The following is a 12,170-nucleotide window of genomic DNA, read 5'->3' as shown; positions in this document are numbered from 1 at the left end:
CGCCATGACACGACCCGTCCCCGCCACGCACACCCAGCTCGACCAGTTGCTCACCGGACTCGTGGACCGGGTGGCCGAGGTGAACCAGGCCGTCGTGCTGTCCGAGGACGGCCTGGTCGTCAGCAAGTCCACCGGGTTCCTGCGCGACGACGCCGAGCGGCTCGCGGCCACCGCGTCCGGGCTGATGAGCCTCAGCAAGGGGGTCAGCATGGACTTCCGGGGCGGTCCGGTGCGCCAGGCGCTGATCGAGATGGCGAACAGCTATCTGATCCTCACCTCGGCGGGCCCCGGCGCCCATCTGGTCGTCCTGACCGGTCCGGGCGCGGACGTCGGGGTCGTGGCGTACCAGATGAACATGCTGGTGAAGAAGATAGGCGAGCATCTCAGCGCCGCACCGCGGGCGGGCGTCGGCCCCGTGGCCGGCTCCGGCGAGTGAGGTGAGCGGTGGCGACGCGGCGGGACGGCTCGTACGGCCGTTCACGCTGACCGGTGGCAGAACCCGGCCCAGCCGCGCCGATTTCACCCTCATCACGACGGTGACCGCGGTCGATCCGGTGCCCGCACGGGCGCCCCGGCCGCAGCCGGAGCAGGCCCGCATCCTGCGGCTGTGCGCCGAGCCGCTGGCGGTCGCGGAGGTCGCCGCTCTTGTCGACCTTCCGGTGAGCGTGGTAGTGATCATGCTCTGCGATCTGCTGGAAGCGGGCCTGATCACGGCCCGGCCGCCGCACCCTGTCTCCCGTACCAGCCCGGACATGGACCTGCTGCAGAAAGTGAGGGAGGGCCTTGGCCGGCTCTGACACCATCGCTCCGGCACCCGCGCCGCCCGAGACGGTCAAGATCCTGATCGCGGGGGGCTTCGGCGTCGGCAAGACCACCATGGTCGGTTCGGTGAGCGAGATCGCCCCGCTGCGCACCGAGGAACCGCTGACCGTGGCGGGCCTCGCCGTCGACGACCTCGACGGCATCGAGGAGAAACGGGCCACCACCGTGGCCCTGGACTTCGGCCGGATCACCATCGGCCAGGACCTGGTGCTGTACCTGTTCGGCACCCCGGGCCAGCAGCGCTTCTGGTTCATGTGGAACGACCTGGCCCTCGGCGCGCTCGGCGCGGTGGTCCTCATCGACGTCCGCCGCCCGAAGTCCAGCTTCGCGGCCGTCGACTTCTTCGAACGCCGGGGCATCCCGTTCGTGGTGGGCGTGAACGGCTTCTACGGCGAGCACCCGTACCCCGCGGAGGCGGTGCGCGAGGCGCTGGCCCTCCCCGAGGACGTCCGGGTGCTGCTCTGTGACGCCCGTGAGCGCGACTCGTGTCGGAACGTACTGATCGCGCTGCTCGACCAGTTGATCGCCGCCGCCATCGAGGACGGCGGGGGCGGCAAGCTCACTCGTCCGCCCCGCTGAGCGGTTCGTTCGAGGCGGCGATGACCCTGGCCGTGAGGTCCGGGTCGGGCATGTCCCGGTCGAAGGGGAACATCGGCCGCCGGATGCGGTGATGCCCGAGCCTTTCGAGATCCTGGTCGACTCCGCCCGGGGTGAGGGCCATCTTCCAGTCGGCGGCCATGGCGAAGAGCTCGGGTTCGAGGTAGCCGATCTTGACGAGCACGAGGTCGGCGGAGCGCGGGTCCAACTCCAGGTCGGTGAAGTCGTGTTCGTGGTGGTACGGCTTGCGGAGCCGGGTGAGGATCACGTACACGCTGCCGACTCTGAGGACGACCTCGGTCTCCGCGTCCCGGTCGCCGTGCCGGACCGAGTGCACGACACCGGTGAGTGTCAGCGGGCCCGCATGCCGGTCGTCGACCTCCGCGCCCGCCGTCACGGTGACGGTGGCGCCGACACCGGCGCTCTCCGCTGTGGCTACGGCGGATGGGCCGGGCAGCGACGCGTAGATGACCGTAGGTCCGTCCTCGTCCTTGAACTCCGGGCGTTCCAGGACCTGTTGGAGGCCCCAGGTGACGTCTCCCGCGCCGCCTGCGGTCGGGTTGTCGCCGGTGTCGCTGATGAAGTACGGGCGGGCGGTGGAGGCCAGGGCCTCGTCCAGGCAGTCGTGGAGAGTGCCGGTCGGGGCTACGAACTCGAAGTCGTGCCTTGCTTCCCAGAAGCCTTGGGCCAACTGTTCGGCACCGGCTCGGACTTGGGGTTCCGACGGGCCGGTTACGACGACTGCGGCACGGTTGCGGGGCTCGTCCGCCCAGGCGTAGCCGACCCAGATCGCGGCGTCGGTGACTCCGGCTTCCGCTTCGACCTCTCCTACGGCCGCATAGACGCTCTTCGCTGGTTCGATGCGGGTGGAGGTCTGTTCGCCTGCGAGTAGTACGGGGACCGGGATCCAGGCCTTGGCCGGGCGGGGGGCGCCGCTCTTTAGGAGTTCTACGAGGTTGCGGGCAGCGCGTTCCTTTGTGTCCATGGCGTCCTCGTGCGGGGCCATTCGGTAGCAGGTGATCAGGTCGCTTTGGTGGACCAGGTCGCGGGAGACGTTGCCGTGCAGGTCCATTGATGTGGACACAAGGGTGTCCGGGCCGATGACTTCTCGGATGCGGGCGAGTAGGAGCGCTTCGGCGTCGTCTATGCCCTCGACTGTCATCGCACCGTGGATGTCGTACCAAAGACCGTCCAGGGGGCCCAACTCGCTTAGGCGGGTGATGAGTTCATCGGAGAGTTCGGTGAATGCGGTGGCCGTTACGGTGCCGCCGGGGAGGGCCTTGCCGACGAGGGCGCCTTGCCAGTCTGCGGCTTCCCGGAGGGGGGTGTCGGGGGCCAAGAAGGGGTAGCGGGTGAGGACTTCGGGGCCTCGGTGGGGGTGGAAGGCCGGGGCTTCGGTGCGGGCTGGGGAGAAAGTTGAGGATTCGATGCCCAGGCCGGCGATGGCGATGACGGGACGAGAAGAAAGCAATGGGGGCTCCAGGTTGTGGGTTGGGTGCGGGTTCGTTGTGGCTGGTCGCGCTCACGCGGCGGAGCCGCATATTGATACAGCCCCGCGCCCCTAAGAGACCTAGCGCATCCCCGGCTTGTCCGTGACTGTCTGCAACGCCTGGGCCAAAGCACGTTGCAACGCGAACTGACCCGCACCCACCAAGCCCGCATCCGCGCCCAAACTCGCCCGCTCGATCGCCAAGTGTTCGGTGACCAGGGGGTGGCAGCCCTCGTAGAGCTGGCTGCGGACGGCCGCGACGAAGGGTTCCAGGGTGGAGAGGATGCCGCCCAGATACACGGCGTCGGGGTTGAAGAAGTTGACGTTGGCTGCCAGTACCTGGCCCAGGTAGCGGCCGGCCTGGCGGACTGCTCGGGTTGCCTCGGGGTGGGCGTCGGTGGCCAGGCGTACGACGTCCTCCGTAGAGGTCACGTCCAGGCCGTGGCCGCGCAGGATGCGGACCAGGGCGGCGCCGGAGGCCACGGTTTCCAGGCAGCCGGTGTTGCCGCAGGAGCAGGGGGTGTCCTGGGCGGCCTCGACGCGGACGTGGGTGATCTCGCCGGCGGCGCCCGTGCCGCCGCGGTAGAGGCGGCCGTCGGCGATGACGCCCGCGCCGATGCCGGTGCCGACCTTGACCATGATCGACTGGCGGCGCTCGGCGGGCTGGACGGTGTGTTCGCCCACGGCCATGCAGTTGGCGTCGTTCTCGACGGCGGCCGGTACCTCGAAGCGGTCGGCGAGCCAGTCGCGGATGGGGAACTTGTTCCAGCCCGGCATCCGGGCCGGGAGCGTGACGATCCCGGAGGCGATGTCGACCGGGCCGGGGAGGGACAGGCCCACACCCCGGAGTCGTTCGCGTCCGTGCCGGTCGGCGAGCGCGGTGAGGGTCTCGGCGAGGCCTGGCAGCGCGGCCTCGGGGCCGTCCGCCGTGGGGAAGGGCACGGTCGAGACGTCCGTGAGGCCGCCGCCGGGGAGGACGACCCCTACGTGCGCGTGCTTGCCGCCCAGCTCGGCCGCGACCGCGAAGCCGTCGCTGCCACCCAGCCGCAGCACCTTGCGCGGACGGCCGCCGGTGGAGGAGCGGGTGCCGTGCTCGGCGACCAGGCCCAGGGACACCAGCTGGCCCACCGCGAGGGAGATCGTCGAGGGTGCGGCGCCGAGCAGTTCCGCGAGTTCGGTGCGGGTGGCGGCCTGCCCGGAGGCGAGGAGTTCGAGGACGTGCTCGGCCAGTGAGGAGACGCCTGAGCTGCTCTTCCGGCGGTGGGCACTTTTTTCAGGCATAGAGGAAGTTACTTCCGGATCGGCGATCGAGGCGACGAGCGTAAGTCACTCCGATGCCCTCTCACCTTTTTTCAGAACAGCAGAAACAGGCTTTTTACAGCGGCACGCCTGTTTCTTCGACACCGGGGGCCGTTGACTGTCCTCACTCCCGCCTCCGTCCCTCTTTTTCCGAGGAGAACCATGTCCCCTGTTCGCCAGAGACTCCTCGCAGGTGCCTCCCTGACCACGGCCTCGCTGCTGCTCGCGGGCTGTTCCGGGTCGAGCGGTACGTCGTCGTCCGGGTCGCACGACTCGATCAACTACGCGCTGCCCGCGAACTTCACCCCGAACTGGATCCTGCCGATCGGCACCGCGGCCCACCTCAACACCAACAACATCTCCATCGCGAACTCGCTGTGGGAGCCGCTGATCGCCTACGACGGCTCGACCGGCAGCATGGGCTGGAACAAGAAGGGCTCGGTGGCGACCGCCGCCGCCTTCGCGGCCGACAACAAGAGCGTCACGATCACCCTCGGCGACCGGCACTGGAGCGACGGGAAGCCGGTCACCTCCGCCGACGTGAAGTTCTGGTTCGACCTCGTCAAGGCGAACAAGTCCCAGTGGGCGGGCTACAACCCGGGCAAGGCGCCGGACAACTGGACGTCCTTCAAGACCGTGGACACCCGCCACTTCACGATCACCTTCGACAAGGCCTACAACCCGCAGTGGATGCTGGCCAACGAGTTGAGCCTGATCAACCCGCTCCCCCAGCACGTGTGGGACAAGGCAGGGGACGCCAAGAAGGACTGGACGTACCTCAACAACGCGGCGAAGAACATCAGCGGTTACGCGACGAACGCCCTGTGGAAGACGGTCAGCGGCCCGTACGCCGTCAAGTCCTTCTCCACCGCCGGCAAGGTCGTCCTGACCGCCAACGCGAAGTACGACGGCGGCGAGAAGGCCGGCATCCCCACCGTGAACCTCCTCCCGTTCACGACGGCGGACGCGGAGAAGAACGCGCTGCGGTCCGGCAGCGTCGACTACGGCTACATCGAGGCGACCGACCTCGACCAGAAGGCGAGCTTCACCGCCCAGGGCTACACGGTGAAGCCGTGGTCGGGCTGGGCGATCACCTACATGCCGTACAACTTCAACAACCCTTCCATGGGTGCCGTGTTCAAGCAGCTCTACGCCCGGCAGGCTGTGCAGAAGTCCATCGACCAGGGCAGTCTGGCGAAGGTCATCTTCAACGGGACGGCGGTGCCCGGGTACGGGCCGATACCGCAGGCGCAGAGTTCGTCGTTCCTGTCGGCCACGCAGAAGAACAACCCGTATCCGTTCTCGACCTCGGCCGCCAAGTCGCTGCTGAGCAGCCATGGTTGGAGCGAGCAGGGCGGGGTCATGACCTGCACCAGCCCCGGTACCGGCGCCGCGCAGTGCGGTGCGGGGGTCGCCAAGGGGACGAAGTTCCAGATGCAGGTGCTGTCGCAGTCCGGTTCGACCGTGACCGACAACATGATGAGCGCGATCCAGTCCTCGCTCGCGAAGACCGGCATCAAGTTCTCCATCAAGACCGCGCCGGTCAACTCCGTGCTGTCGCAGACCCCGCAGTGCACGGCCTCGCAGTCGATCTGCAAGTGGCAGCTGTCCTTCTTCGGTACGGCGGGCAGTTGGTACTTCCCGGCCTTCCCGACCGGCGACTCCCTGTTCCAGTCCAAGGGCGGCGCGAACTTCGGCAACTACTCCAACGCCGCTGTCGACAAGCTCATCTCCGCTTCCACGACGTCGAGTTCGACGCAGGAGATCCAGGAGTACAGCGCGGCCCTCGCCAAGGATCTGCCGGTGATCTGGCTGCCCGAGCCGGACTACCAGATCTCCGTGGTCAAGAACGGCCTCGGCGGCTTCTCGCAGGACCCGCTCGCCAACTTCCACCCGGCACAGTGGAAGTGGACCAGCTGAGGCATGGACACCCTCCTGTATCTGACCCGGCGCATCGCCCAGGCGCTGGTCGTGATCCTCATCGTGACGGTCGTGGTGTTCGGCCTGCTGCACGCGCTGCCCGGGGGTCCCGCACGCGGGATCCTCGGCCCGCAGGCCACCCCGCAGCAGATCACGCTGTTCAACCACGACCAGGGGCTCGACCGGCCGCTGCCCGTCCAATACCTGTACTACCTGCGGCAGTTGCTGCACGGTGACCTCGGCACGTCGTACACGCTCAACGAGGCGGTGTCCCGGCTCATCGAGCAACGCCTGCCGAAAACCCTGGTGTTGACCGTGCTGTCCGCGGTTCTCGGGCTGGTGCTCGCCATTCCGCTGGGCATGTGGCAGGCGGTGCGGCGGAACAAGCCGGCCGACTACGTGATCACCACGATGAGTTTCGTGGCGTACTCGACTCCCGTGTATTTCCTGGGACTTGTGCTGGTGCTCGTCTTCACGCAGATGCTGCGGTGGTTTCCCTCGCAGGCCCCGCAGGGAGACACGTTGGCCCAGGTCTTCGCCGATCCGGTGGCGTTGGTGCTGCCCGTGGTGACCGGGGCGGCCTCGATGGTCGCCGTGTTCAGTCGGTACATGCGGGCCTCGACGTTGGAGAACCTTTCCGAGGACTACGTGCGGACTGCTCGGGCGGGGGGTTCTCGGCAGCGGGCGATTCTCTTCAAGCACGTGTTCCGGAACTCGCTCACGCCGGTGATCGCGATGTTGGGGTATTACGTGCCGGTGTTGTTCGGGGGTGCGCTGGTGGTTGAGCAGCTCTTCAACTACCCGGGGATGGGGCTGTTGTTCTGGAGTGCGGCTCAGTCTTCGGACTACCCGGTGCTCCTCGGGTGCGTGCTCGTCATTTCCGTCGCGACTGTGGTGGGGACACTGCTCGCGGATGTCGTTCAGCGGGTTGTTGATCCTCGGGTCAAGGGGGGTCGGGCGTGAGTGTTCAAAGTGCCAGGCGGTGGGGGTTGCTCGCGCCCCGCGGCGGAGCCGCAAATCGACACAGCCCCGCGCCCCTGAGTGCGCGCTTCGCGCGCAACAAGCTTGCCGTGGCCGGTCTCGTAGTCGTTGTCCTCTTTTTTCTGTTCTGCTTTGTGGGGCCGCTGCTTTACTCCACCGATCAGGTTCATACCGATCTCACGCAGGTCAATCTCCGTCCCAGTGGAGCGCATTGGCTCGGTACCGATGCTGTAGGGCATGACGAGTTGGGGCGGCTCATGTATGGCGGGAAGGTGTCGTTGCTCGTCGGACTTGCCGCCGGGGTGCTTGCCACCGTGATCGGGACTCTCTGGGGCTCGATCGCCGGGTATGCGGGCGGTTGGGTCGATGCCGTGATGATGCGGGTCGTGGACGCGGGGATCGCCATCCCGGCGCTGTTCATCCTGCTGGTCGTGTCTGCCATCACCACGCCCGGTGTGCCGGGGCTGATCGTGATTCTGGGGTTGGTGTCCTGGCTGGTGCCCTCGCGGTTGGTGCGGGCGGAGACGTTGACGTTGAAGAGACGCGACTATGTGCTGACCCTGCGCGCCATCGGCGGGACCCATGGGCGGGCCATCGCTCGGCACATCCTGCCCAACTCGGTGTCGACCATCGTCGTCGCCGCCACCTTCCAGGTCGCCGACGCGATTCTGCTCGTCGCCTATGTGTCCTATCTGGGGCTGGGAGTTCAGCCGCCGTCGACCGACTGGGGCGGCATGCTCTCGGCCGGACTGACGGCCGCGTACTCGGGACGGTGGTGGCTGATCGTGCCGCCGGGCCTCGCGATCATCCTCGTGGTGTGCGCGTTCAACGCGATCGGCGACGGGCTGCGCGATGCCTTCGATGTGAGGGGACGGGGATGAACAGCATCCTGGAGATAGCGAATCTGGGCGTCGTCTTTTCCACCGAGAGCGGTGATGTGCCCGCCGTGCGTGGGGTGTCATTGCGGGTGGAGCCCGGGGAGACGCTCGCCCTCGTCGGTGAGTCCGGGTCCGGGAAGTCGACCGTGGCCCTTGCCGCGCTCGGGCTGTTGCCCGGTAACGCCCGTGCTTCCGGGGGCGTTTCGGTCGGCGGTACGGATGTCGTGGGGGCCGGCGAGGCCGAACTCGCGCGGCTGCGGGGGCGTACGGCTTCGATGGTGTTCCAGGAGCCGGCCACCGCGCTTGATCCGCTGACCCGAATCGGTAAGCAGATAGCGGAAGTTGTGCGGAATCACCGGGACGTCTCCCGGCAGGAGGCTGCTGCCGAAGCCGTCGCGTTGCTGCGCAAGGTCGGGATTCCCGAGCCTGAACGGCGGGCCTCCGCCTTTCCGTTCCAGTTGTCCGGTGGGCAGCGGCAGCGGGTCGTCATCGCCATGGCTATCGCCAACTCGCCCGGGTTGCTGGTCGCGGATGAGCCGACCACCGCGCTGGACGTCACCGTGCAGGCCGAAATCCTGGATCTGCTGCGGGCGTTGGCCGCCGACTCCGGGACCGGTGTGCTGCTGGTCACGCACAACATGGGGGTCGTCGCCGACTTCGCCGATCGGGTCGCCGTGATGTTGGAGGGGGAGATCGTGGAGACGGGGGCGGTGGAGGACGTGCTGTTGCGGCCCACGCATGAGTACACGCGGCGGTTGCTGGCGGCTGTGCCTCGGCTCGCCGTGTCAGGAAGCGGGAGCGGGAGCGGGAGCGGGAGTGTCGTGGGCGAGGAGGTCGCGGGGGCGCCTGTGGTCGAACTGCGGGATGTCAGCGTGCAGTTCGGGCGGGGGCCTCGTGCCGTGCGGGCGCTGGAGGAGGTGTCGCTGACCGTGCGGGCCGGTGAGACCGTGGGGCTCGTCGGTGAGTCCGGGTCCGGGAAGTCGACCGCCGCGCGGGTCGCTCTTGGGTTGGCCACGCCGGAGTCGGGAGGCGTCTCGCTCTTCGGGGCCGATCTGCGCAAGGCGCGGGGGCGGGCGCGGCGGGCCCTGTTGGCCGGGGTCGGTGTGGTGTTGCAGGATCCGGTGGCCTCGTTGGACGCGCGGATGAGTGTCGCCGAGTGTGTGGCCGAGCCGTTGCGGGTGCACCGGCGTGGGATGGGGGCCGGCGAACGGCGGGAGCGGGTTGCCGAGGTGCTCGAACTGGTGCGGCTGCCACGGGAGTTGGCGCGGCGCGGGCCGCGTGAGCTGTCCGGTGGACAGCGGCAGCGGGTGAGTCTGGCGCGGGCGCTGGTCCTCGAACCGCGGCTGCTGGTCGCGGACGAGCCGACGAGCGCGCTGGACGTGAGTGTGCAGCAGACCGTGCTGGAAGTGATCACCGAGTTGCAGGCGGAGCTCGGGTTCGCGTGTCTTTTCGTGTCGCACGACCTTGCCGTGGTGCAGCAGTTCGCGGGGCGGGTCGTCGTGATGCGGGGCGGACGCGTCGAGGAACAGGGGCCGACCATGAGCACGTTGCTGAACCCGGAGACCGCGTACACGCGCCGGCTCATCGCCGCCGTGCCCGTACCCGATCCGGTGCTCCAACGAGAGCGCAGGGAGCGCCGGTTGGCGTTGGGGACGGGGGCCGGCGCGTGACGGACTCTCCCGAGGTGATCGTCGGCGTCGACATCGGCGGGACGACCACCCAGGTCGTGCTGTGCACGGACCGGCTCGACGTCCTGGACCGCACGGAGGTGCCGACCCCGGCGAGCGAGGGCGGGGCGGCCATGGTCGCCGCCGCGCTCTCCGCGCTACGGCTGCTGCTGGACCGTACGCCCGCCCGGTTGCTCGGGGTCGGGGTCGGCGCGGCGGGGCTCGTGGATGTGCGGGCCGGGCGGATCCTCGTGGCCAGCGACTCCTTTCGCAATTGGGCCGGGTTCGAGGTGACGGCAACCGTCCAACAGGCCCTGGGCGTACCGGCGTTCCTCGACAACGACGTGAACGCGTTTCTGCGCGGTGAGGTCGCGAAGGGTGCGGTCGCGGGTGCGGAGAACGTGCTCGGGATGACGCTCGGCACGGGGGTGGGTGGCGCACTGTGGCTGGATGGCGCCCTTTACGACGGGCCGCGCGGGGCGGCGGGCGAGATCGGTCATGTCCCCGGGTTCGGTGAACTGCCGTGTACGTGTGGGGGAAGAGGGCATCTGGAGACGCTGGCGTCGGGGCGGTCGATCTCGGCGCGGTACAAGGAGCGGACGGGTGTGGACCGTACCGCCCGCGCGGTCGCCGAGGCGGCCCACGGCGGCGACCCGGACGCGCTCGCCGTGTACCGGGACGCAGGCCGCGGGGTCGCCCGTGCGCTGCTGATCACGGCTGGGCTGCTGGATGTCACGACGTGTGTGATCGGCGGGGGTGTCAGCCGGTCGTGGGATCTGGTCGAGTCCGCCGTACAGGAGACGTTGGAGCTGGAGCCGCCGGTGAGCGGTCACCCGGTGCGGGTGCTGCCGGCCCGGCTGGGCGGTGACGCGGTGGCGGTCGGGGCGGCGGCCCGGGCGCGGGCGGAACTCCTGATCCACACAGGAGCTTCTTAGCGGGCACCTACGTGAACGGCGAGAACCGGCCAAGCACGACCGTGTGATTGACGCGCACGCGCCCCATCTCTACCTTCTGATCGACTTACCGAACCCCGTTCGGGATGTCGAACGATATGAATCAATGGGCCGCTCGTATCCCCCTGGAGAACACATGGCCGTCCCTCCTCTCCCCCACCCCTCCCGCCGCCTGTTCCTCGGCATGGCAGCGACCGTCCCCCTCGCGGCCACCGGCGCGCTCACCCTCGGCGCGGGCAGCGCGCAGGCGGCCACCAACTCGGCTTACGTCATGTGCTACTTCACCGAGTCGCCGACGTTCCTGGGCGCCAACTACGGTCTGCACCTGGCCGTCAGCCCCGACGGTCTGGAGTGGACCCCGCTCAACCAGAACGCCCCCGTCGCCACCCCCACCGCCGGCTCCCTCGGCCTGCGCGACCCGTTCATCCTGCGCAAGCAGGACGGCACCTTCGTGGTCCTCGCGACCGACCTCAACGGCACCGACTGGTCGTACGTCAGCCAGTACCTCCACGTCTGGGACTCCCCCGACCTGCGCACCTTCACCGGCTACCGGCGGATGAAGGTGCACAGCCTGGACACCCACGCCTGGGCGCCGGAGTCCTTCTGGGACGCGGGGCGGGGTCAGTACGGGGTGATCTACTCGGCCGTCAACGACAGCGGCCACAACGTCATCATGGTCAATTACACGAGCGACTTCGTGACGGCCAGTGATCCGCAGGTGTTCTTCGACCCCGGTTACGACGTCATCGACGGTGACCTCGCCGTGGGGGTGAACGGGGTCAACTACCTCTACTTCAAGAAGAATTCGACGCTGGTCGGCGCGAAGTCCACGTCACTCGACCCCGGCAGCTTCACCGAGTTCAGCACGGCGGTCTCGCACAACGGCACCGAGGCGCCGACGCTGGTCAAGTCCCTTACGTCGAGCTCGACTTGGTACCTGTGGGGTGACACCTGGGACCCGAACGGCGTCTTCTACGCCTGGCAGACCAGCAGCCTCGCCGCCGGCACCTGGACGGCCGTCGACCAGAAGCTCTACACGCAGCCGCTCAACTCCAAGCACTGCGGCATCCAGCCGATCACCACGGCCGAGTACAACAACCTCATCACCAAGTGGGGCACGCCCGCCTGGAACCGGCTCAAGTCCTACAACTATCCGGCCCGTTACGTCCGGCACTCCAATTTCATCGGCCGGATCGACGAGTACGCCTTCGACCCGTACACCGACTCGCAGTGGACCCTGGTACCGGGTCTCGCGGACAGCGCAGGTGTGTCCTTCCAGTCGGTCAACTACCCGACCCGTTATCTGCGGCACTACAACTACGCGCTCCAACTCGACGTGAACGACGGCACGTCGACGTTCGCCGGGGACGCGACGTTCTACCGGACGGCGGGGCTCGCGAACTCCTCGTGGGCGTCCTTCCGGTCGTACAACAACCCGACCCGGTACATCCGGCACTCCAACTACGTCCTGCGCATCGACCCGATCTCGACCGCCACGGAACAGCAGGACGCGACCTTCCACGTCGGGTACTGAGCACGGCGCGGGTGCCTCCCGGAGAAACGG

11 protein-coding genes are annotated in these 12,170 nt (G+C 68.3%); 9 read left to right on the top strand and 2 right to left on the bottom strand.

The window, feature by feature from the left end; genetic code table 11:
• Positions 1-4: 4 nt before the first annotated feature.
• Genes OG588_RS38595 through OG588_RS38585 form a run of 3 tightly spaced genes read left to right on the top strand, consistent with a single transcriptional unit; the run spans position 5 to position 1,401 of the window.
• A complete protein-coding gene (locus OG588_RS38595) occupies positions 5-436 on the top strand; it encodes a roadblock/LC7 domain-containing protein (RefSeq protein ID WP_405951262.1) in 432 nt (143 codons plus the stop codon).
• 1 nt (position 437) lies between these two features.
• Positions 438-797: a DUF742 domain-containing protein gene (locus tag OG588_RS38590; RefSeq protein WP_019062796.1), complete on the top strand. Its 360-nt coding sequence runs from the start codon at positions 438-440 to the stop codon at positions 795-797.
• Positions 784-1,401, top strand: a complete 618-nt coding sequence (locus tag OG588_RS38585) for an ATP/GTP-binding protein (RefSeq protein ID WP_019062797.1) — start codon at positions 784-786, stop codon at positions 1,399-1,401. Before OG588_RS38590 ends, OG588_RS38585 begins: the two co-directional genes overlap by 14 nt.
• Here OG588_RS38585 and OG588_RS38580 read toward each other — a convergent pair.
• Together OG588_RS38580 and OG588_RS38575 are read right to left on the bottom strand one after the other, a co-directional pair.
• The gene (locus OG588_RS38580) at positions 1,382-2,890 is read right to left on the bottom strand and encodes a M81 family metallopeptidase (protein ID WP_405951261.1); all 1,509 of its coding nucleotides are present in this window, start codon (positions 2,888-2,890) and stop codon (positions 1,382-1,384) included. The two genes, OG588_RS38585 and OG588_RS38580, sit on opposite strands and share 20 nt — an antisense overlap.
• A 99-nt stretch (positions 2,891-2,989) precedes the next feature.
• Complete coding sequence (locus tag OG588_RS38575; RefSeq protein ID WP_405951260.1) at positions 2,990-4,189, bottom strand: ROK family protein; 1,200 nt, start codon at positions 4,187-4,189, stop codon at positions 2,990-2,992.
• Positions 4,190-4,369: 180 nt separating this feature from the next.
• Between OG588_RS38575 and OG588_RS38570 the strand changes: the two genes are divergently transcribed.
• The 6 genes from OG588_RS38570 (at position 4,370) to OG588_RS38545 (ending at position 12,140) form a co-directional block, all read left to right on the top strand.
• Complete coding sequence (locus tag OG588_RS38570; protein WP_405951259.1) at positions 4,370-6,127, top strand: peptide ABC transporter substrate-binding protein; 1,758 nt, start codon at positions 4,370-4,372, stop codon at positions 6,125-6,127.
• A gap of 3 nt (positions 6,128-6,130) precedes the next feature.
• Entirely contained in the window at positions 6,131-7,090 is a 960-nt protein-coding gene (locus OG588_RS38565; RefSeq protein ID WP_405951258.1) for an ABC transporter permease, read from the top strand.
• 26 nt (positions 7,091-7,116) lie between these two features.
• Entirely contained in the window at positions 7,117-7,989 is an 873-nt protein-coding gene (locus tag OG588_RS38560) for an ABC transporter permease (RefSeq protein WP_405953307.1), read from the top strand.
• Positions 7,986-9,656 (top strand): dipeptide ABC transporter ATP-binding protein, encoded by a 1,671-nt coding sequence (locus OG588_RS38555; RefSeq protein ID WP_405951257.1) that lies wholly within the window; start codon positions 7,986-7,988, stop codon positions 9,654-9,656. The genes OG588_RS38560 and OG588_RS38555 overlap by 4 nt, the downstream gene beginning before the upstream one ends.
• Positions 9,653-10,588: an ROK family protein gene (locus OG588_RS38550; protein ID WP_405951256.1), complete on the top strand. Its 936-nt coding sequence runs from the start codon at positions 9,653-9,655 to the stop codon at positions 10,586-10,588. The genes OG588_RS38555 and OG588_RS38550 overlap by 4 nt, the downstream gene beginning before the upstream one ends.
• A gap of 154 nt (positions 10,589-10,742) precedes the next feature.
• Entirely contained in the window at positions 10,743-12,140 is a 1,398-nt protein-coding gene (locus tag OG588_RS38545; RefSeq protein ID WP_405951255.1) for a glycoside hydrolase family 43 protein, read from the top strand.
• The last annotated feature ends 30 nt before the right edge of the window (positions 12,141-12,170 follow it).

It is taken from the genome of Streptomyces prunicolor, assembly GCF_045162825.1.
GTDB classification, from domain to species: Bacteria; Actinomycetota; Actinomycetes; order Streptomycetales; family Streptomycetaceae; genus Streptomyces; species Streptomyces prunicolor.
The sequence above is the reverse complement of the archived record's forward strand: the minus strand, read 5'-3'. Positions and strand labels throughout refer to the sequence as shown.

What these genes read in the sequence shown, in the direction of transcription:
- OG588_RS38570 (WP_405951259.1), top strand. Translation starts at nt 4,370, where the DNA reads ATGTCCCCTGTTCGCCAGAGACTCCTCGCAGGTGCCTCCCTGACCACG.
- OG588_RS38555 (WP_405951257.1), top strand. Translation starts at nt 7,986, where the DNA reads ATGAACAGCATCCTGGAGATAGCGAATCTGGGCGTCGTCTTTTCCACC.
- OG588_RS38545 (WP_405951255.1), top strand. Translation starts at nt 10,743, where the DNA reads ATGGCCGTCCCTCCTCTCCCCCACCCCTCCCGCCGCCTGTTCCTCGGC.
- OG588_RS38595 (WP_405951262.1), top strand. Translation starts at nt 5, where the DNA reads ATGACACGACCCGTCCCCGCCACGCACACCCAGCTCGACCAGTTGCTC.
- OG588_RS38565 (WP_405951258.1), top strand. Translation starts at nt 6,131, where the DNA reads ATGGACACCCTCCTGTATCTGACCCGGCGCATCGCCCAGGCGCTGGTC.
- OG588_RS38575 (WP_405951260.1), bottom strand. Translation starts at nt 4,189, where the DNA reads ATGCCTGAAAAAAGTGCCCACCGCCGGAAGAGCAGCTCAGGCGTCTCC.